The sequence below is a fragment of the Ihuprevotella massiliensis genome (genome assembly GCA_900095835.1).
GTDB classification, from domain to species: Bacteria; Bacteroidota; Bacteroidia; order Bacteroidales; family Bacteroidaceae; genus Alloprevotella; species Alloprevotella massiliensis.
Map to the genome: position 1 here is coordinate 284,433 of LT608321.1, position 21,271 is coordinate 305,703.

14 protein-coding genes are annotated in these 21,271 nt (G+C 44.1%); 7 read left to right on the top strand and 7 right to left on the bottom strand.

The window, feature by feature from the left end:
* Window positions 1-109: 109 nt before the first annotated feature.
* From BQ2633_RS01320 to BQ2633_RS01350, 7 genes are all read left to right on the top strand, one after another.
* Window positions 110-1,465 (top strand): Na(+)-translocating NADH-quinone reductase subunit A, encoded by a 1,356-nt coding sequence (locus BQ2633_RS01320; RefSeq protein ID WP_075564669.1) that lies wholly within the window; start codon window positions 110-112, stop codon window positions 1,463-1,465.
* Between the two features lie 17 nt (window positions 1,466-1,482).
* Window positions 1,483-2,643 (top strand): NADH:ubiquinone reductase (Na(+)-transporting) subunit B, encoded by a 1,161-nt coding sequence (locus BQ2633_RS01325; protein ID WP_075564670.1) that lies wholly within the window; start codon window positions 1,483-1,485, stop codon window positions 2,641-2,643.
* Between the two features lie 18 nt (window positions 2,644-2,661).
* Window positions 2,662-3,363 carry an NADH:ubiquinone reductase (Na(+)-transporting) subunit C gene (nqrC, locus tag BQ2633_RS01330; RefSeq protein ID WP_075564671.1) on the top strand — a complete coding sequence of 234 codons (702 nt, stop codon included), beginning with the start codon at window positions 2,662-2,664 and terminating at the stop codon, window positions 3,361-3,363.
* 18 nt (window positions 3,364-3,381) lie between these two features.
* Window positions 3,382-4,005 carry an NADH:ubiquinone reductase (Na(+)-transporting) subunit D gene (locus BQ2633_RS01335; protein ID WP_009437798.1) on the top strand — a complete coding sequence of 208 codons (624 nt, stop codon included), beginning with the start codon at window positions 3,382-3,384 and terminating at the stop codon, window positions 4,003-4,005.
* Window positions 4,006-4,038: 33 nt separating this feature from the next.
* On the top strand, window positions 4,039-4,668 hold the full coding sequence (gene nqrE / locus BQ2633_RS01340; protein WP_075564672.1) for an NADH:ubiquinone reductase (Na(+)-transporting) subunit E: 630 nt from the start codon (window positions 4,039-4,041) through the stop codon (window positions 4,666-4,668).
* A gap of 20 nt (window positions 4,669-4,688) precedes the next feature.
* Entirely contained in the window at window positions 4,689-5,963 is a 1,275-nt protein-coding gene (gene nqrF, locus BQ2633_RS01345) for an NADH:ubiquinone reductase (Na(+)-transporting) subunit F (RefSeq protein WP_075564673.1), read from the top strand.
* Window positions 5,964-6,040: 77 nt separating this feature from the next.
* On the top strand, window positions 6,041-7,894 hold the full coding sequence (locus BQ2633_RS01350) for a glycoside hydrolase family 13 protein (RefSeq protein WP_075564674.1): 1,854 nt from the start codon (window positions 6,041-6,043) through the stop codon (window positions 7,892-7,894).
* Window positions 7,895-8,106: 212 nt separating this feature from the next.
* Here BQ2633_RS01350 and ettA read toward each other — a convergent pair whose 3' ends face one another.
* The 7 genes from ettA to dapA all read right to left on the bottom strand — a co-directional run bounded on the left by ettA (window position 8,107) and on the right by dapA (window position 21,196).
* The gene (gene ettA / locus BQ2633_RS01355) at window positions 8,107-9,801 is read right to left on the bottom strand and encodes an energy-dependent translational throttle protein EttA (RefSeq protein WP_075564675.1); all 1,695 of its coding nucleotides are present in this window, start codon (window positions 9,799-9,801) and stop codon (window positions 8,107-8,109) included.
* Between the two features lie 755 nt (window positions 9,802-10,556).
* Window positions 10,557-11,342 (bottom strand): NAD(+) diphosphatase, encoded by a 786-nt coding sequence (gene nudC, locus BQ2633_RS01360; protein ID WP_075564676.1) that lies wholly within the window; start codon window positions 11,340-11,342, stop codon window positions 10,557-10,559.
* 72 nt (window positions 11,343-11,414) lie between these two features.
* Window positions 11,415-13,160 (bottom strand): phospho-sugar mutase, encoded by a 1,746-nt coding sequence (locus BQ2633_RS01365; RefSeq protein WP_075564677.1) that lies wholly within the window; start codon window positions 13,158-13,160, stop codon window positions 11,415-11,417.
* 114 nt (window positions 13,161-13,274) lie between these two features.
* Window positions 13,275-14,150, bottom strand: coding sequence for a glycosyltransferase (locus BQ2633_RS01370; protein WP_075564678.1), 876 nt, complete (start codon window positions 14,148-14,150; stop codon window positions 13,275-13,277).
* 69 nt (window positions 14,151-14,219) lie between these two features.
* Window positions 14,220-18,083: a DNA polymerase III subunit alpha gene (gene dnaE, locus BQ2633_RS01375; protein ID WP_075564679.1), complete on the bottom strand. Its 3,864-nt coding sequence runs from the start codon at window positions 18,081-18,083 to the stop codon at window positions 14,220-14,222.
* A gap of 81 nt (window positions 18,084-18,164) precedes the next feature.
* A complete protein-coding gene (locus tag BQ2633_RS01380; RefSeq protein WP_083233891.1) occupies window positions 18,165-20,309 on the bottom strand; it encodes a putative porin in 2,145 nt (714 codons plus the stop codon).
* Window positions 20,306-21,196, bottom strand: a complete 891-nt coding sequence (dapA, locus tag BQ2633_RS01385) for a 4-hydroxy-tetrahydrodipicolinate synthase (RefSeq protein ID WP_075564681.1) — start codon at window positions 21,194-21,196, stop codon at window positions 20,306-20,308. Before dapA ends, BQ2633_RS01380 begins: the two co-directional genes overlap by 4 nt.
* Between the last annotated feature and the right edge of the window lie 75 nt (window positions 21,197-21,271).

Here is a 21,271-nt window from a genome sequence, read left to right on the forward strand (position 1 = left end):
TTGACTCTACAATGACAATAAATGACTTCTAAAAGCACAGAAATGCATTGAAATGCTTGGTAGTTTCTGGGTTTCTACTTAATTTTGCGCTAAAATTTCAATCGCATCTATGGATATTTATAAGATTAAAAGAGGACTCGACCTCCGGCTGACTGGCGAAGCCCAGCATTCAGTAGTAGAGGCTAAGCCCTCGTCGGAGTATGCGTTGCGTCCACTTGACTTTTTAGGAGTGACTCCTAAAGTTCTTGTGAAAGAAGGAGTTGCAGTGCTCGCTGGAACTCCCTTATTTGTGGACAAAGCAACGGAGAAAGTTAAGTTTGTTGCACCCGTCAGTGGTATAGTGACGAATGTGGAGCGCGGTGATCGTCGCAAGTTGCTCAGCATTCGCATACAACCCGATAGTGTACAAGCTGCAAAAACTTTTGAAATCCCAGCTTCTAACCAACGAAATGCTGAAAATATAACAGCTCTCTTGTTGGAGAGTGGACTTTTCGCATACCTTCGTCAACGTCCCTATGACGTTGTGCCTTCACCAGATGTTGCTCCCCGCGACATCTTTGTAAGTGCATTTTCGTCAATGCCCTTGGCTGCCGACTTTTCCTTTGTTGCTGCTGGTCAAGAAGAAGATTTCAAAGCAGGTATCGCGGCATTAGCTCATATTGCCAAAGTACATGTAGGTGTAAATCCTGAACAGCTTAACACGAAGCTCCTCCCTATTGAGGCAAATAACGTAGATGTAGCATGCTTCAAAGGCTTGAATCCAGCAGGTAATGTCGGTGTTCAAATCAACAAAATAGCCCCTGTAAACAAAGGTGAGGTTGTTTGGACCCTATCTCCTGAACTTGTAATTGTAATTGGTCGTTTATTGCGTACGGGACAGGTTGATTTTACCCGCACTATTGCAGTTGCAGGTAGCGAAGTGGCTACTCCACAATATGTGAAAGTGAAAATAGGCGCCAAGCTCTCTGATGTTTTAGCAGATAATCTCAAGCCTTCCAATCACAATATACGCATTATCAATGGTAATCCTCTTGTAGGCGAAAAAACTTCACTTGAGGACTTCTTGGGAGCTCACGTGACAGAAGTTACTGCAATCCCTGAAGGGGACGACATCAACGAAGTTTTGGGCTGGATTTGCCCACGTTTTAATCAGTTCTCTGTTAATCGTAGCTACTTCTCTTGGTTGCTGGGTAAGAAGGAATACAACCTTGATAGCCGTATTAAAGGAGGTCATCGACACATGATCATGTCGGGAGAATATGAAAGTGTGTTCCCTATGGATATTTATCCTTCCTATTTGGTGAAAGCTATCATTACCGGTGACATTGACCAACAAGAAGCACTTGGTATCTACGAGGTTGCACCTGAGGACTTTGCACCAGCAGAGTTTGTTTGCTCCTCTAAACAAGAACTCCAACGCATCGTTCGCGAAGGTCTCGAGATACTTCGCAAAGAAAATGCTTAGTATATAGTATTACTTTTATGATTAAAAAGTTTTTCGACACCATTCGTCCACTCTTCGAACCAGGAGGTAAACTCCAGGCACTTCGTAGTGTTTACGACGGAATGGAAACGTTTGCGTTGGTCCCTAACGCAACTTCAAAGAGCGGTGTGAGTGTTCACGACTCCATTGACTCAAAGCGCATCATGAGTTTCGTGGTAATCGCGCTGATTCCCGCACTTTTAGTGGGTATGTTCAATATTGGTTACCAGAACTACACTCATGCTGGCGTAGAGGCTTCTTGCTTTACGATGTTCCTCTATGGACTTGCTGTGATGCTTCCCAAAATTGTAGTGAGCTATGCTGTGGGCCTTGGTATCGAGTTCGTTGTTGCTCAATGGAAGAACGAGGAAATTCAAGAAGGTTATCTGGTTTCTGGTATGCTCATTCCTCTTGTTGTGCCTGTGGGAACTCCACTCTGGATGCTTGCAGTAGCCGTTGCATTCTCCGTTATCTTTGCAAAAGAGATCTTCGGAGGCACCGGTATGAACATCTTTAACCCCGCACTTGTAGCTCGTGCATTCCTCTTTTTTGCATGGCCCACAAAGATGAGTGGTGATGCTGTCTGGGTTAGCACCGAACAAGTGCTAGGTCTAGGTAATAAACTCGCAGATGGTTTCACAGCTGCTACTCCACTTGGACAAGCTGGAGCTGGACATCAGATTACTTCTACCTTCAGTGATATGCTCACTGGCATGATGCCAGGTTCTATTGGTGAGACTTCTTTCATCGCTATCATGATTGGTGCTGCAATTCTGCTTTGGACTCGTATCGCTTCTTGGCGCATTATACTTAGCGTCTTTGTTGGTGGAGCCCTTGTAGCAGCATTGTTCAATGCATTTGGTGCAGCAGACAATGCAGTTGCTCATTTGGGTGTGGCTCAACACTTGTGCTTGGGTGGTTTCGCTTTCGGTGCTGTTTTCATGGCAACGGACCCTGTGACTAGTGCTCGCACAGAGACTGGTAAATATATCTATGGTTTCATCATCGGTGCTTTGGCGATTACCATCCGTGTCTTGAATCCTGGTTATCCCGAAGGTATGATGCTTGCAATTCTTTTCATGAATATGTTTGCTCCTCTCATTGACTACTTCGTGGTACAACGCAATATTAATAAGCGCCTTGCACGCGTGAAAAAGTAATCTCTCGACATCACGATTATGAAATTCAATACCAATAGCAACGTCTATACGATTGTCTATGCGTCAGTTATGGTAATCATTGCAGCTTTCTTGTTGGCTTTTGTTGCCTCTGTGCTCAAAGCTCCACAAGAAGCAAATGTTGCCAATGACAAACGCGGACAAATTCTCTCGTCGCTCAACATCCGTAATGTAGATGATGTGACTGGCGAATATAACAAAGTGATTCTTCATGATCTTATCTTGGACGCAAACGGTCAAGTGATCAAAGAAGATGGCGGTTTTGATGTAGAAAGCAAAGATATCACCGCTAAGAATCCTGCTGATAAAAAGCTTCCTCTCTATGTAGCCAAGGTTAACAACGACACCATCTACGTTGTTCCACTCTATGGCCGTGGACTTTGGGGCGGTATTTCAGGTTATCTTGCTCTTAAGAAAGACTTTGATACAGTGTTTGGCTCATACTTCACTCACGAAAGTGAGACTGCAGGTCTCGGAGCTCGTATTGTAGAAGAAGAATTCCAAGAGAAGTTTGTTGGCAAAAAGGCTTTCTCTGATAGTACCTTCCAAAAGGTAGCTTTGGTTCTCAGCAAAAAGATTGAAAATCCCGAACATGAGGTTGATGCAATCACTGGAGCTACTTTGACAAGTAATGGAGTTAGCGAAATGTTCCAAACAAGTCTACTCCCCTATCAGAAGTTTTTTAGTGCTAATCACAAATAATTTAGAGGACAAACCATTATGAGTCTTTTTTCAAAGCGCAATCAAGAGGTTCTCAAAGCTCCTCTTAATCTCGACAACCCAATCGTGTCGCAAGTACTGGGTATTTGTTCCGCGTTGGCTGTGACTTCTCAGCTAGAACCAGCCATTGTTATGGGTTTGTCGGTGACTGTTATTACGGCTTTCTCCAATGTGATTATCTCACTGATCCGTAATACTATTCCATCACGCATTCGTATCATCGTGCAACTCGTAGTAGTTGCTGCGCTTGTTACTATTGTGAGCCAAGTGCTCAAGGCTTTCGCCTATGATGTAAGTGTGCAACTCTCCGTGTATGTCGGTTTGATCATTACCAACTGCATCTTGATGGGACGTCTCGAAGCCTTTGCTATGATGAATAGTCCCTGGCCTTCTTTCCTCGATGGTATTGGTAACGGCTTGGGCTACGCATGGATCCTTGTTGTGGTAGGATTTGTTCGCGAAGTTCTTGGTTCGGCATCCATTCTAGGTCATAAGATACCTCTGCTTGATCAGAGCGATTTCTTCCACAATGGTATGATGACGATGCCTGCAATGGCGTTGATTATCTGTGGCTGCGTCGTTTGGGCGCATCGTGCAATCAATGACCGTAAGAAGTCCAAATAAGTAATGTGTAATTCCATACAAAACAAATAAACAATGGAACATCTATTGAGTCTATTTGTCCGTTCCATCTTTGTGGACAATATGATTTTCGCGTTCTTCTTGGGTATGTGCTCCTACTTGGCTGTATCGAAGAACGTAAAAACAGCGTTGGGACTTGGGGTTGCTGTTACTTTCGTGCTCCTCGTTACAGTTCCTGTTGACTACCTCTTGCAGGTTTATGTGCTAAACCCTGATGCCCTTGTTCCTGGTGTGGACTTGAGCTTCCTCTCATTTATTCTGTTTATCGCTGTTATCGCAGGTATCACTCAGTTGGTTGAAATGGCTGTAGAACGTTTCTCTCCTTCACTCTACTCTGCCCTGGGTATTTTCTTGCCACTAATCGCAGTAAACTGCGCTATCATGGGAGCTTCTCTTTTCATGCAGCAAAGAATCCTTATGGATCCAGCTACTTCTACGCAGGCAATAGCAAGTGTTTGGGACGCAATCGCCTATGCACTAGGTTCTGGTATCGGTTGGTTGCTTGCAATCACTGCACTTGCTGCTATTCGTGAGAAGATGGCTTACACTGATGTACCCAAGCCTCTCCAAGGTCTAGGTATTACCTTCATCACGGTAGGCTTGATGGCAATGGCCTTCATGTGCTTCTCTGGTCTTAAAATCTAACAGTTCATTACGAATCTCCAATGGATACGAAATTTATTCTAATCAGTATTGCCGTCTTCTTCGTGGTGATCCTCGTGTTGGTGGCGATCCTGCTCGTTGCGAAGCGTTATCTCTCCCCTTCGGGCAAGGTGAACCTCACAATCAACGGTAAGGAAACAATCGAAGTAGAGCAAGGTAGTAGCGTACTTACCACACTTTCTGAGAATGGCATCTACCTTTCTTCTGCATGTGGCGGTAAGGGTTCATGCGGTCAATGCCGTTGTCAAATTCCCGAAGGCGGTGGCGAAATCCTCGACTCAGAGAAACCCCACTTCTCTCGCAAGGAAATCAAAGACAACTGGCGTTTGGGTTGCCAAGCTAAGGTAAAAGGCGATATGGGTGTCAAAGTTCCTGAAAGCGTAATGGGCGTCAAGGAATGGGAGTGCACCGTTATTGGCAACCGCAATGTGGCTACCTTTATCAAAGAATTCAAGGTGCAACTCCCTCCCGGTGAGCACATGGACTTTGAGCCTGGCTCGTATGCACAAATCAAAATCCCTACATTTTCAATTGACTATGACAAGGATTTTGACAAAAGTCTCATCGGAGACCTTTATCTTCCTGCATGGGAAAAGTTCGGTCTCTTAGGTCTAAAGTGCACTAACGAGGAAGCTACCATTCGTGCCTATTCAATGGCGAACTATCCCGATGAAGGTGACATTATCACACTTACGGTTCGTATCGCTACTCCACCCTTCAAGCCAAAAGACCAAGGTCCTGGCTTTATGGACGTACCTCCTGGTATCGCATCTTCCTATATCTTCAGCTTAAAACCGGGTGATAAGGTAACAATGAGTGGTCCTTATGGTGATTTCCACCCACGTTACAATTCAAAGCGTGAGATGATTTGGGTAGGCGGTGGCGCTGGTATGGCTCCACTTCGTGCACAAATCATGCACTTGCTCAAGACAAAAAATGTGCGTGACCGTGAAATGCACTACTTCTATGGTGCACGTGCCATTGACGAAGTGTTCTTCTTGGAAGACTTCCTTCAACTTGAACGTGATTTCCCAAACTTCCACTTCCATCTTGCCCTTGACCGTCCAGACCCTAAGGCTGATAGCCTCGGAGTGAAGTACACTGCTGGTTTCATTGCCCCTGTAATGGGTGACACTTACCTCAAGGCACATGAAGCTCCCGAAGATATTGAGTACTATCTCTGCGGACCTCCTATGATGTCTAAGACCGTACTTGATCTCCTCGACAGCCTTGGTGTGGAGCGTGACATGATTTCCTTCGACGACTTCGGAGGCTAATACGCATTTCATCGATAATTATCGCTCCCTCTCTGAAGTTTCCAGAGAGGGAGTGTTTGTTTTAATCCAAATCACCCATGAAAAAGCTATTTTCTTTTCTTGTAGGCTGTGCCTTTTCATTGCTAGGTATGCATGGAGCCACAGTGAACATCCAGCACGTTCATCCACTTAATTGGTGGGTTGGCATGGCGCAACCAGAGTTGCAAATCATGATTCATGGTGACAATGTCGCCCAATTCGAACCCGAGCTTCGTGCACAAGGGGTAAAGCTTCTCAGAACAGAGCGCGTATCAAATGCAAATTATCTCTTTCTCTACGTAGATACGCGTTCTGCTCAACCACAAACATTTCAGATTCTACTTAAAGAAGGTAAGAAAGTTCGCAAGTCCCTACCCTATACGCTTGAGCCGAGGCAAAAACTAAGCCGTACAGCCTTTGATGCTTCAGATGTTGTTTACTTGCTTATGCCAGACCGTTTTGCAAATGGAAACGCTAAATTAAACAATGTCCCAGGACTTAAAGAACCCAAGACAGACCTCAAGAATCCAGATGCACGACATGGTGGAGATATTGCAGGACTTCGAAGCAAACTTCCCTACTTGCAGGATTTGGGAGTGACAGCTATTTGGCCAACTCCTATGCTCATCAATGATATGCCAAGCCATACCTATCATGGATACGCCATTACTGATTACTATCAAATTGACCCACGTATGGGAACCAACAATGAGTTCAAGGCGTTGGTAGCAGATTGTCATCATCATGGAATCAAGTTTATCATGGACTGGGTGTTTAATCACTGCGGTAGCGAGAATTTTCTCTTTCGAGATAGACCTGCCGACGATTGGTTCAACTTCAATAGCCAATATGAACAAACCAACTACAGACTAGCAACGCTTACTGACCCTTATGCTGCTAAGCGCGAGAGACTCCTTGCACAAGATGGTTGGTTTGTAAAAAACATGCCCGACCTCAATCAGCGCAATCCAGCCGTACAAACCTACTTAATTCAAGCATCAATCTGGTGGACAGAGTTTGCGGATATCGATGGAATTCGTCAAGACACCTATCCGTATGCTGATTTCGAAGCAATGGCTACTTGGAACCAGCGTATGGAGCGCGAGTATCCAGGCTTCAACATCGTAGGTGAAACGTGGATTAACAACAATGTAAGTGTAAGCTATTGGCAAAAAGATAGTAAACTTGCATCACCACGCAATACTCACCTGAAGACCGTCATGGACTTCCCTCTAATGTATGCTTTGCAACAAGCTGTCAACGAGGAGACTGACGACTGGGACAACGGATTGGCTAAAATATATAATCTACTATCTCAAGATTTTATCTACGCAGATCCAATGCATCTGCTTACTTTCTTGGACAATCATGACACCAATCGTTTCTCTTCAACGCCAGAACAAGCTAAAGACTTGCGACGTTATCAACAAGCTCTCACTTTGTTGCTTACCCAAAGAGGAATTCCTCAGTTATACTATGGCGATGAAATTGGCATGGCTGCGAATCACGACAAAGGTGATGGAGCGATGCGTGCCAACTTCCCTGGTGGATTTGCGGACGGACAGACTAATGCTTTTACTGCAGAAGGAAGAGATAGCCTGCAAACAGCATACTTTGACTTTACACGTCGTTTGCTTCAGTGGCGCAAAGGCAATACAGCATTATCAGAAGGCAAACTTACACAGTTTACAGTGCAAAACGGCGTCTACGTTTATGCACGAACTTCCAAGGAACGGCATGTAGTTGTTATTATCAATGGTAAGAAAGAAGCGCGTACCCTCAATCTTACTCACTATTCTGAAGTGTTCCCATCAAAAACGGCTTACGATGTCTTTTCTCAACAACCAACCTCTTGGGATAAAGAGCTCACCTTAGAGCCTAGGGGGGTAATGATTCTGGATTTCTCTAAATAGTTTTGTAGGTACAAACACAGAATACAAAGTAAAATTCCCCTGAATCAACTTAGATTCAGGGGAATTTATATGTCCAAATGGAAAAATAGAGGTATATGTTTAAGTAACGAGAAAAAAGCCTTAGCCTTATTCTGGGCTGCCATCAGCATTACCTACTCTACTCCTCCACATGAGCCGTTGAACAAGACGGCAATAAACGAAAGTTTGTTGCTTTAGTCTTCAAGTTTGCGGTAACGAATGCGCTTAGGTTCTTCCGTTCCGAGACGCTTCGCCTTGTGCACTTCGTAGTCAGAATAGGAACCTTCAAAGAAGAATACATTACCGTCACCTTCAAAGGCCAAAATGTGGGTACAAATACGGTCGAGGAACCAGCGGTCGTGGCTAATAACTACAGCACATCCAGCAAAAGCTTCCAAACCTTCTTCCAATGCACGCAATGTATTTACGTCTATATCATTGGTTGGTTCGTCCAAGAGAAGCACGTTACCTTCTTGCTTGAGTGCAAGTGCAAGGTGCAAACGGTTGCGTTCACCACCGGATAGAACACCACATTTCTTCTCTTGGTCGGCACCTGAGAAGTTGAAGCGAGAAAGGTAAGCACGCGCATTGATGTCACGGCCTCCCATGCGCATAAGCTCACTACCTTGTGAAACCACCTCGTAGACACTCTTGTTGGGATCGATGTCCTTGTGTTGTTGATCTACATAGCTCAACTTTACGGTCTCTCCCACTTCGAATGTTCCGTTATCGGCTTGTTCAAGGCCCATGATAAGGCGGAAGAGTGTCGTCTTACCTGCGCCATTAGGTCCAATAACACCGATAATGCCGTTAGGAGGAAGGGCAAAGTTCAAATCACCGAAGAGGGTCTTTTCACCGTAAGCCTTAGCAACATGCTGAGCTTCGATGACCTTGTTTCCAAGACGTGGACCATTGGGGATGTAAATCTCCAAATGTTGTTCCTTCTCTCTTTGGTCTTCATTGAGCAACTTGTCGTATGAGTTCAAACGTGCTTTACCCTTAGCTTGACGTGCCTTTGGAGCCATGCGCACCCACTCAAGCTCGCGCTCAAGAGTCTTGCGACGTTTGGAAGCTACTTTTTCTTCCATTTCCATGCGCTTTGACTTTTGTTCGAGCCAAGAGGTGTAATTACCCTTCCAAGGAATTCCTTCGCCACGGTCTAATTCCAGAATCCAACCGGCAACATCATCCAAGAAATAACGGTCGTGCGTCACGGCAATTACCGTACCTTCATATTGATTCAAGTGTTGTTCGAGCCAGTCAATAGATTCTGCGTCCAAGTGGTTGGTAGGTTCGTCGAGAAGCAACACATCAGGCTTTTGGAGAAGTAAACGACAAAGCGCAACACGGCGGCGCTCACCTCCAGAAAGGAACTCACACTTCTGGTCTGCAGGAGGACAATGCAAGGCAGCCATTGCACGATCTAAGCGACTGTCTAGGTTCCATGCATCGGTTGCATCAATAACATCTTGTAGTTCCCCTTGACGCGCAAAAAGTTCATTCATCTTATCTGCATCTTCGTAGTATTCAGGAAGCGCAAACTTTTGATTGATTTCTTCGTATTCAGCCAAAGCATCTACTACGTGTTGCACTCCTTCTTGTACTACTTCTCTTACAGTCTTAGCATCATCCAAGTGTGGTTCCTGTGCCAAGTACCCAACAGAGTAACCAGGGGAGAACACGACTTCGCCCTGATAGTCATTGTCTAATCCAGCAATGATCTTCATCAGTGTGGATTTACCAGCACCGTTCAGACCAATGATACCAATCTTTGCTCCGTAGAAGAAGCTAAGATAGATGTTTTTGAGAATAGTCTTATTCGTCTGTTTGATGGTCTTCGTGAGACCAACCATCGAGAAGATAATTTTTTTATCGTCTACTGTTGCCATTATATTGTGATTATATATGATTTTTCTTGCTTAATATAGTAGCCTTTAGGAGTAAGAGCTGTACATATTGTATGAATTTGACTACGATTACAAAGGTTATGTAAAAGGTTTAATAACCCACCTATCTATGTCGTCATCCAAATCTTGTGAAAATTAGGCTAAATCCGGACATCTTCAAATAGAACTACTATAGTGCAAATATACGAAAAAAGCACGAGTTTTCCATCCAAACTGATGACTATTGACAGAAAGTCGATAGGTCGTAAGGGTTGTTCTGATTTTTGTGCGATTTTTTACTTGAGTATACTAGGAGGGTGCCTAATGTAAGATCCAAGATTTAGCAAAATAATTCTAGAAATCCAAGATCATAAATCGAATTATTTGAGAGCAGAAAGCTTTGCTTAGAGTATGTGAAAGAGAGAAGAGGGATTGTAACGAGGATGATGGGACGAATTATGGAAAATCTCCGAGATAATTCGAGTTATGTCGGAGATTTTGAAAATTATCTCGGAGGTTTTCCAAAAACTCTCGGACTTTTCTGACGCATTCTTGAGAGAGTATACCCTAAAAAAGGGGGGATTTCCGTAGACATCTGCAGATGATGTGCTGCAAACAACTATTGCACCTATTAAAGTATAAGTTGATACACTAGTTAAGCCGTTAGTAAACGCATGATGCACTGTCTAGTTTATCATCTGAATTTGTCCACTTTTTTCGGGGTGAACATAAACAGGATTAGTAATCACCTGAGCCCATCACTCTCCTTCTCTCAACCATTGATCGATAAGCTTGCGAGCTAAACTAATTTTACCGGGCAATTCTGGCAAGTTATTCCTGCGAAACCAACCACCTCTTTCTATTTCCTCCTTTTGTAGTTGGAGTGTGCCGTCTGCGTATTCTGCACGAAATCCAATCATTTGTACAAAGGGAAAGGGCCATGACTGCGAAGCAACATATCGAATATTCTTGATACTAATACCCGTCTCTTCCAAAACTTCTCGTTTAACAGTCTCTTCCAAGGTTTCACTTGACTCTACATAGCCTGCAACTAGGCTATGAAAACTGCCGGGAAAAGTGTGGGTGCGAATCATCAACACTTCATCATGATCCTTTACTCCGTCTTCTGAAGGTTTTTCTACTAGAACAATCATAGCTGGACTTGGGGAGGGCCAGTATTCTCTGCCACAATTAGGACATTGTTTGGAGATATCTGTTAGTTGCTTGAGCTTATGAGCACATTTCCCGCAAAACTGATGTTCCTCATCCCAGTGGAGCAGCTCCTTAAGTTTGCATACTACTTTATATTCATTGGCAGACAGGAGCTCGAAAGCTTGACGCAAATGTACTAACTTCCAATTCTTGGGTAAACATTCGGGTGCAAGCTGCACCCCCAGAAAACTTTGACCACCTGCATTTTCCATTCTACGCACATTCTCTTTATATGAGAGAGAGGCAAGCAGCTCGCTATCTTCAGGAAGTTCTCCTTGATCCGTGAACCAAAGCAGATCTTTTGAAAAGACAATCCAATATACTTTTGACATAAGAAAAAAGCCGCATTACTCCCATCAAGAAGTAATGCGGCAAATATTTGAGAGTTTTTCTAAATCAATAGATTAGAGACCAAGACTTTCTCGTACAGCATCAACTTTCTTCATAGCTTCTGCACGTACTGCCTTGTAGCACTTAGGACATTCCATATCCCCACGCACTTCGATGTAGAACTTAATCTTGGGCTCTGTGCCAGAAGGACGCACGCTCACCTTTGTACCATCTTCAGTAAACCACTGTAGAACGTTGCTGGTTTCAGGGAAATCAAGTGCAGTGGCGTTACCTTGAGCATCAAAAGCTTTAAGCACTTTGTAGTCCTTGGTAACAACGACTGGAGAACCGGCTAATTCCTTAGGAGGATTTGCACGGAAACCGTCCATCATGGCCTTGATTTCGTCTGCTCCACTCTTACCAGGCTTTACAACATTGATGGTATGGTTGAGAGCAAAGCCATATTCCACGTAGATGTCCATGAGCACGTCGAAGAGGGTCTTACCTTGATCTTTTGCCCATGCGCAGATTTCAGCTAAAAGGCAGCAAGCTGAAACAGCATCCTTGTCACGAACGATGTCTTGTCCCATGAAGCCGTAGCTTTCTTCACCGCCACCAATATAAGTTTCCTTACCTTCGAGAAGACGAATCACACGTGCAATCCACTTAAATCCAGTGTATTCATCATACATCTTCACGTTATTCTTGTCGGCAATCGCTTTGATGAGCTCGGTAGTCACAATAGTCTTCACCACATATTCGTCACCCTTCATTTTGCCCATGGCAATGCGGTTCTTAATGATGTAGTAAAGGAAAATCATGCAGGTTTGGTTACCATCGACAAGTACCCATTCTCCTTCATTGTTCTTGCAGGCCATACCCACGCGGTCCGCATCTGGGTCTGAAGCCATCACAATGTCAGCATTAATCTTCTTAGCTAAGTTGAGCGCAAGGGTAAGCGCTTCGCCGTTTTCGGGATTGGGGGATACAACCGTGGGGAAGTTTCCATCTTTCACCATTTGTTCGGCTACAGTGTTCACGTTTTCAAACCCCCAACTCTTGAGAGCAGCAGGAATCAAAGTGCGACCAGCACCATGAAGAGGTGTATAAACGATGCTCAAATCCTTTTGACGCTGAATAACGTCGGGATCAATGCTCAGTTCTTTCACTCCCTTCAAGTAGGCTTCATCAATGTCAGCACCGATAGTTTGGATGAGTGCAGGATTTCCATTGAACTTCACATCCTCAACGCGCACTTTATTTACTTCGTCAATGATGCCTTTATCGTGGGGAGCGAGCACTTGAGCCCCGTCTTCCCAATAGGCTTTATAACCATTATATTCTTTGGGATTGTGTGATGCGGTAAGGTTTACCCCAGATTGGCAACCGAGGTAACGGATGGCAAAGGACACTTCAGGAGTTGGGCGAAGGTCTTCAAAAAGATATACCTTGATACCATTTGCTGAAAAGACGTTCGCTACAGTTTGTGCAAAGAAACGGCCGTTGTTGCGGCAGTCGTGACCAACAACTACAGAGATTTCTTTACGATCAGCAAAGTTCTTCAAAAGATAGTTTGCTAAACCTTGTGTCGCTGCACCAACAACGTAGACATTCATACGATTTGTACCTGCACCCATAATACCGCGGAGACCGCCAGTACCAAATTCTAACGTGCGATAGAACGAATCAATAAGGGGAGTCTTATCTTCTGCTTCAAGCATGGCTTTCACTTCTTGCTTAGTAGCCTCATCGTAGATGGGAGAGTCAAGCCATTGTTGTGCTACTGTAGCACATTGGGTAATCAGTTCTTGATTTTCCATAAGAAATATCTGTGATTTGTAGTTTGTCGTTATAAAGAAGAGTTACAGCAAAGTTACATAATTTCTGGCGATAGGACAAAGTCCCATAAGACTTTCTTGTCACAATTTTCCTTATCATGGAAGTTTTGTGATGTCAATAGGTTGAAAATCAAGTGGAATATCGTCTGCAATGCCTTCATTTAGGGGGTTCTGCCAGATGTATCGAATGCCCAAGAACATATCCCACCATATTTTCAGGCGACCTACGTTTTTCGGCAATCGGATGGCTGTGAGTGTAATGCGTAATATGCTTCCTATCAAGCCATGCATCATATAAAGCACTGCTCCTTTGGCGTGTCGAACTTTACGATTCGTAAAAAACTGACTGCCTGTTGTAGGAGTCATGGGAATTCTACATAAGATTTGTGGGAAATATCGGATATTCACACCTTGCTTATGCGCTTGGTGCAGGAATACTTCTTCTTCACCACAACCTAAATAAGGAGCACCAAGTCCAAATCTCACGTCAAATGCCGGTACTGATGCATCTGTGCGAATTAGAATCTCGCAACTTGCAAAATAGTTCCCTCTAGGTTGATTTGCATAATCAAAGGAGCGGGAAGCATAAGAGCGAATGAGCTCTCCATCTTCTCGGACTACCTGAAGGCAAAAGATGTCGATATCTGGGTGCTCATCAGCTAATTGTATTGCAGACTTCAAGGAGTCAAAAGAATAATGCGCATCATCATCTGCAATGACAGCTAGTTCGGTGGTACAATGCCGTAGAGCATGATTGCGATTCGCCGAGAGTCCTGCACCAAAATATGGATAAAGGTGCACGTCTGTCCGCTCATGTAGCAGGGAAGGTATTTGTGTTAAGAACAAATCATCGGTATATTGCATGGAAACAACATAGCATACTTCCTCACAGGGAGGAAGTAGCATGTCGGGAACTGCTGTGATTCGGTCGTTAATCGTGCAGATGAGAATGGACAGTTTGGGCTGACTCATTGACTATGTTGGATGCTTCGTGAAAGACAATGACATTCTTCCTAAGATAACAAGAGAATCATCGTCGGTTTAATTGATTTTGTAGCTAAGAGCTGGGTGAGATTCTATGTAGTTAATGAGTTCTCGCGTGACGTTGATGCGTGACTCGCGGCTACTCAATGTTACATATTGATTGCTTTCTGGGTCTACAATGTGGAAGTTCAGCGCACTATCCCCTTCACTATTCCTTACGAGGTTGGAAAGCTCAGCAACTAGTGGAGCGTCTATCGCATGAAGATTGGCATTGATAGTGATGCTTTGCACTTTTCTGTCTTTGACATCAGCCAACCAATCAACTTTCATGAGTTGCAAGTCGGGGTCTCCGTCTCCCCATCGGCGAGGAGCTATGCGGGCTGTGATGAAAACAGAGTTGCCAACGGAGAAGTACCCCTTAAATTGAGCCCACGCATCACCAAAGATAGGAAATTCACCAGCTCCACTGAAATCTTCGATACGGATTTTACCGTAAGCACTACCGCGCTTTGAGATAAACTCATTAGCTTGTGTCACGATTCCTCCCATGGTTACCTCTTGATTGAGATATTGGTTCAAATCATCTATGGTGGCCATTTGGAGTGTGCAAAGATTCTTGAGTACAATGGTGTACTCATCTAAGGGGTGTCCACTGATATATAAGCCAAGTAGCTCACCTTCTTTGTTTAGTCGCTCCAAATCGCTCCATTTATCATAAAGCGCAGGGGACTTTGGTTTGCTTATCTCTACAGCATCACTTCCACCAAAGAGACTATTGTGAATCTCTTCTTGTTCTTGTTGGAAGCGTTGACCATAGCTGATGAGTGTTTCAATGAAGGTATAGCCTAAATCGTTCTTGGCGAAGAATTGTTCGCGAGTGAAATTTTCAAAGCTGTCAAAAGCTCCTGCCAAGACTAGGCACTCCACGTTTTTGCGATTGCATGCATTGAGGTTCACTCTCTCAAAGAAATCGTATAGGTCTTTGAAGACTCCATTCTTTTCTCTCTCATCGATAATACTTTGCACAGCGTTATCTCCCAGTCCTTTAATACCAGCGAGTCCAAAACGCACATCTCCGGTGTGGCTAACAGAGAACTTCCTAAAGCTCTCGTTGACATCAGGTCCCTTGCAGACGATACCCATTGCCTTTGTTTCGGCAAGGAACTTAGAGAGGTCGGCGATGTTTCCCAGAGCACGGCTCATGACTGCTGCCATATATTGTGCGGGGAAGTTTGCCTTAAGGTAAGCAGTTTGATAAGCTACCCAAGAATAGCAGGTCGCGTGGCTCTTATTGAAGGCATAAGACGCAAAAGCGGTCCAGTCTTTCCATATTTTCTCTAGTGTTTCAGAGGCATACCCATGCTTTTCACCGCCAGAAACAAACTTAGGGTACATGTGGTTTAGCTTGTCAATAAGCTTTTTACCCATTGCCTTACGCAAGTTATCACTCTCACCTCGTGTGAAGTCAGCAATTTCACGCGACAAAAGCATCACCTGCTCTTGATATACCGTGATGCCGTACGTGTCCTTGAGGTATTTCTCCATGCAAGGGAGGTCGTAGGTAATGGGTTCAATCCCGTGCTTACGTTTGATAAACTGAGGGATATACTCCATAGGACCAGGACGATACAAAGCATTCATCGCAATCAAGTCCTCAAAGGTGGAGGGGTGAAGTTCGCGGAGGTATTTCTGCATACCCGGAGACTCAAACTGGAAGGTCCCGATTGTGCGACCATCGCAATAAAGATCATAAGTCGCAGGGTCCTCGATGGAGACCATGTCAATGTCCACTTCTATTCCAAGTGACAGCTTGATATTTTCGAGAGCTTCACGGAGGATGGAAAGCGTCTTGAGACCAAGGAAGTCCATCTTGATGAGACCGGTTTCTTCAATCACGCTGCCTTCGTACTGAGTGCAGCGAAGTTTTTCTCCAGACTCTTTATCCGTCGCTGTAGAAACAGGCACCCAATCGGTTATGTCATCACGACAAATGATAATGCCACATGCGTGAACTCCCGTGTTGCGTACATTTCCTTCCAGCATCTTTGCGTAGCGGATGGTATTACGCATCAGAGGGTCTGATGACGCCTCTGCTTCGCGAAGCTCCGGGATTGCGGCTATTGCATTAGGAAGGTTCATCTTGGGCACCTTGCCATTCTCATCGGATGGTAACTTGTCTGGGATGAGTTTACACAAACGGTTAGATTCACTCAGCGGAAGCTGCAACACGCGAGCGACGTCTTTAATTGCTAATTTTGTAGCCATCGTGCCATACGTGATGATATGTGCTACTTTCTCAGCTCCATATTTGTCTGTCACCCATTGAAGTACGCGACCACGACCATCATCGTCAAAGTCAACATCGATATCAGGGAGAGAGATACGGTCGGGATTCAAGAATCTCTCAAACAGCAAGTCGTATTTAATGGGGTCAATATCCGTGATGCGTAAGCAATAAGCCACAGCACTTCCCGCTGCACTACCACGACCAGGACCAACCAACACACCAAGTTCTTTGCGAGCTACTTTGATATAGTCCTGCACAATGAGAAAGTAACCCGGGAAACCCATGGTCTTCATGATGTGCAACTCAAATTTGATGCGTGCTTCCGTCTCTTCATCTAGGGGATTGCCGTATCTCCAATAAGCTCCTTCATAAGCTAGTTTAGACAAGTAGTCAGCCTCCAGCTTAATACGGTAGAGTTTGTCGTAACCTCCGAGTTTTTTGATCTTGGCTTCGCCTTCTTCGCGGCTAATTACGACATTTCCGTTCTCATCTTGAGTAAACTCATCGTATAAATCAGCTTCTGAATACTTTTCTCTATAACTTTCTTCTGTGCCGAAGTCCTCTGGAATCTCAAAGTTCGGCATGATAGGTCCGTGATCGATGGAGTATTCTTCTATCTTGTCCACTATTTCTTGCGTTGTTGCCAATGCTTCTGGTAAATCATGGAAGATTTCATTCATCTCTGCTTGCGTCTTAAACCATTCTTGCTTAGAATAGAGCATACGCGACTGATCAGAAACGAAATGGTTCGTAGAAAGACAAATCAGCAAATCGTGAGCTTCAGAATTATCTTCGTCAACAAAGTGAGCATCGTTGGTGCAAATATACTTTACACCGCACTTCTTAGCCAAGCGCAACAAACCTTCATTCGCTTTTTGTTGTAGCGGATAGGTTTCTCTATTGGCACGCTGGGCTGGGTCTTTGACCTCGTGGCGCTGCAGTTCGAGATAATAGTCTTCCCCGAAGCGTTCTTTGAACCACATCACGGCTTCTTCTGCGCCTTCTTCGTCACCAGTGAGCAATTTTCTTGGAATCTCACCACCTAAACAAGCAGAAGATATAATAAGTCCTTCTTTGAATTGCTCTAAATCAGCCTTGTCGGTGCGTGGTTTCATGTAGAAACCGTCCACCCAAGCGCGACTTACTAGCTTAACAAGGTTATGATAGCCAACTTCGTTTTTAGCAAGAACCACCAAGTGCCAACCGCTTCGATCTTCTTTGAGAGTTTTATCAAACTTCGTACGACGAGCACAATACATTTCGCAACCAATAATGGGCTTAAAATCCATCACACGCTTAGCTTTTTCCATGGCTTTTTCTGTTTCTGCCATGGCATCAGCTAATGTTTTACCGTCATCTAGAACAACACTGCATGGGTCTGTACCAGCTTCTTGTGCTTTTGCTTGGAGTTCTTTGAGTTGTGCTTCAGCTTTTTTGAAATCTTTGCTTGCCCCACCCTTTTTCTTTTGGACGTAATTGAAAAAATCCTTCACCCCCATCATATTTCCGTGGTCTGTTAACGCCATTCCTCGCATGCCATCAGCAATGGCTTTGTCCACCAATCGTGAAATTGATGCCTGTCCATCGAGAATGGAATAATAGGAATGGACATGTAAGTGTACGAATGGAATCATAATGCAGAAAAAACAAAGAGTAGGAAAAGAATACTTGTGAAACTTGACCAGTTAGTCGGATTTCAATAAAAGCCTTAGGGGTTAGTTAAAGAAGGTCCAGCAAATACCAAACTGTAGCATGCGCTGATTGGTGGGATAATGAGGTACTAAGAAGTAGCGTCCTGCAGATTGGTTGACATGGTTGTAAGCAATGTAGAAGCGGACTCCCTTCAGTTTGAAGTTCAAATAGGCATTAATCCAGGGATAATTACCAATCTTTGTGCGGTGTGTGGTTGCTTGCACAGCAAACATTCCCATAGCAGGAGAATAAGCTGGAGCATAGTACTCAGTAAAGTATCGAACATCAGCTCCAAACTCTGTGTCTAGAACTTTGGCAATACGGAATCTTAAGAATAGATTGCTCCAGACATTGAGCTTTGGTAAGGGAAGAACGCGATTAGAACTCTGTTGGAATGTCCATTCATTCTCCCAATTTAGGATACCCCAACGCAGCGCATGGGATAAAGTGGCAGACAGCACTTGGATATTATCGGAAGACTGCCCTACTTCTACACCATATTTTCGTGTGGCTAAGGTTGCGTTGTCACCATCTTCTTGTGTTTCTTGAAGATAGACGTAATTTTGGATGCTTTCTATGCCAACCTTAAGCTTGGCTTTGTGGAAAGATAATGTTCCTTCTGCTCTAGCACGAAAAATTTTATTGAGATTTTCATCCCACCAAGCATAGCGAGAATGATAGGTCTGGTAGTAGAATGCAGGAGTCTCGTTTCTTATGAATCCTCCTGTCTCAAGAGCTAAAGTATCTCCCCAAAGCTTAAAATGCAAACCAGCTTGTCCTTCTACATTAAACTCTCCCCAGTCAGAACCCGTAGTTCGCATTTCGCCTAATACATTGTAGCGAAAATGTTTGGACTGAGCGCGATGTAACTGAGCTCCCAACGTAAAATAGTTTGTTGTTGTCGCATCATAAGTCCCTTTTGTATTGGGAAGTGTGAAGCGAGCTAGTTCATGTTTGGCAAAAACTATCATGCCCGTCTTTACCCATTTGCGGAACCCCTCTCTCATCTCCAGAGCTAACGTGTTTTGGACAGAGAGATAGTGCGTACTGTCGTTTGCAACTTCCCCTGATAGGAAAGGGTTGCTAATGAAATACTTATCAATGTTCCTCTGTGAGGTGAATGTACGATAGTTTGTCTCCACATTAGCCGTATGAATGATGGAAGCCACAGGAACGAATCTGGTGATTAGCAACGAGTCTGGTATTGTTTTTCCGTTCTTTCCTGCTACTTGCGTTAGCTTCGCAACGCTGGTTGTATCTACTTTCGCCTTAAGACTTCGACTCACGACCCTACCGGTTGAGTCGGTCTTCTCATAAAATCCAAAAGAGTATCTTTGGGTCAAGAAGGCTTTGTCCACACTTACATTGTTTCTTACGCCTTCTAAGCGCATTGGCATATCAGCAGGACGATAAGTGGTGGGAAAACTCTCAGGATTGCTAATATAGTTTTCGTCTTCTATACCACCATTTTCCAAGTTCTTTATGTAACCCGTAGTATAAAGGCTGTGTATTTGATATTGATCACCTCGATAGCTGCCGTAAACTGTCGCACCAAAAGAAGAATGACTCTGATTGCGGTAGAATCCACGGGCATAAAGATAGTCAATGTCAAAGCCTATACCCGCTTCTTTGTTGATGTTTGTAGCAAATCGTGCCTTAAAATGGTCATCTCCATCTGTTTTATCACCCGAACTATAATAGTAAAGGTCTGCGATAGGGGATTTTGTGTTAGTGAATACAAACTTATCTGTGGGAAAGAGGAAGAGACTATAAGGTTTTGCAAAAATAAATTGCGAACCCATCATGAAATCCTGCTGACCATTATAGATACGATTGATACGAGGCGAACCTAGACCACCTAAAAAGTTATAGTTTCCGTAAACTCCAGTCATTTGATTGGAGTTTTGAAAGAGATGTTGCACGGTATCTGGCTCTATAGGGCGCACCTCTCCGAAGCGTTTGTCGACATTCCAAACAAAACGCCCTTTAGGTACCGTATTACCATCAATACTATCGTGCGCATGTCCGAATATGTCACGATTTTGGGATTGTCTGCCACGACTGTTTCCAAAGTCACGCGCAGAAAGTTGTGCATATCCTTGGATGGCAAAAAGCATCGCCACGGCGATGCTTAGCAAACTATTAGAAATTCTTGAGAATAAAGTCATAGAGAGAATGCGACAATGGCTTCTGATATTTTGGATTTAGTATCTTTTGAAACGGGAAGCAAGGGTAAACGTAATACTTCTTGGATTTCTTCACGTATCGCAAGCATACATTTAACGCCAGCTGGATTGCCTTCTACAAAAGCTAGTCGGAAAATATCGCGGAAATGGCGGTGAATATGTAGTGCTTCTGTGATGTCATCAGCACGAAGTGCGTTCACCATGGAGGTTATTTCTGCAGGGAAGGCATTGCCTACAACAGAAATAACACCTGCTGCTCCCAATGACACCAATTCAAACGTGAGAGAGTCGTCACCACTAATAACATCGAAGCCATCGGGTTTGTCTGCCAAAATGCTTTCCACTTGTTCTATTTTGCCAGACGCCTCCTTAATCGCAACGACATTTTCAAAGTCATGCGCTAGACGTAACGTTGTTTCAGCTGTCATGTTCACTCCTGTTCTTCCAGGTACGTTGTATAGAACTACTGGAACGGGAGAAGATTGTGCAACGGCCTTATAATGCTGATATAATCCTTCTTGAGTTGGTTTGTTATAATAGGGAGTCACGATGAGAACTCCGTCTATTCCGTCAAAATCTGCGTTCTCTAGGAATGCGCATACTGCGCCCGTGTTGTTACCTCCACAGCCTAAGAGTAAAGGAACACGTCCTGCCACAACATCTACAAAGGTTTCTGTGATGGCTTCGCGTTCCGCTTGACTGAGTGTTGGAGTTTCAGCTGTAGTTCCTAAAGCACAGAGATAATCTACTCCACCTTCACTAATCAAACGTTCGATGAGTTCGCGCAGAGCAAAGAAGTCCACTTCACCATCTTCGGTGAAGGGAGTGACAACGGCAACGCCAGTTCCTTGGAAAGGATGATTTCTCATAGAGATTATTTAGAGAAAAGTGAGAGATTATGAATGTTTGAAATGCGTTAGTTGTAAGAACCTGCATTATATGCT

Bases quoted from the DNA above. Each gene is read 5' to 3' on its own strand.
- nqrE (WP_075564672.1), top strand. From the start codon at position 4,039: ATGGAACATCTATTGAGTCTATTTGTCCGTTCCATCTTTGTGGACAAT.
- BQ2633_RS01350 (WP_075564674.1), top strand. From the start codon at position 6,041: ATGAAAAAGCTATTTTCTTTTCTTGTAGGCTGTGCCTTTTCATTGCTA.
- BQ2633_RS01370 (WP_075564678.1), bottom strand. From the start codon at position 14,150: ATGAGTCAGCCCAAACTGTCCATTCTCATCTGCACGATTAACGACCGA.
- BQ2633_RS01365 (WP_075564677.1), bottom strand. From the start codon at position 13,160: ATGGAAAATCAAGAACTGATTACCCAATGTGCTACAGTAGCACAACAA.
- nudC (WP_075564676.1), bottom strand. From the start codon at position 11,342: ATGTCAAAAGTATATTGGATTGTCTTTTCAAAAGATCTGCTTTGGTTC.
- dnaE (WP_075564679.1), bottom strand. From the start codon at position 18,083: ATGATTCCATTCGTACACTTACATGTCCATTCCTATTATTCCATTCTC.
- nqrF (WP_075564673.1), top strand. From the start codon at position 4,689: ATGGATACGAAATTTATTCTAATCAGTATTGCCGTCTTCTTCGTGGTG.
- nqrC (WP_075564671.1), top strand. From the start codon at position 2,662: ATGAAATTCAATACCAATAGCAACGTCTATACGATTGTCTATGCGTCA.
- BQ2633_RS01320 (WP_075564669.1), top strand. From the start codon at position 110: ATGGATATTTATAAGATTAAAAGAGGACTCGACCTCCGGCTGACTGGC.
- dapA (WP_075564681.1), bottom strand. From the start codon at position 21,196: ATGAGAAATCATCCTTTCCAAGGAACTGGCGTTGCCGTTGTCACTCCC.
- BQ2633_RS01325 (WP_075564670.1), top strand. From the start codon at position 1,483: ATGATTAAAAAGTTTTTCGACACCATTCGTCCACTCTTCGAACCAGGA.
- BQ2633_RS01335 (WP_009437798.1), top strand. From the start codon at position 3,382: ATGAGTCTTTTTTCAAAGCGCAATCAAGAGGTTCTCAAAGCTCCTCTT.
- ettA (WP_075564675.1), bottom strand. From the start codon at position 9,801: ATGGCAACAGTAGACGATAAAAAAATTATCTTCTCGATGGTTGGTCTC.
- BQ2633_RS01380 (WP_083233891.1), bottom strand. From the start codon at position 20,309: ATGACTTTATTCTCAAGAATTTCTAATAGTTTGCTAAGCATCGCCGTG.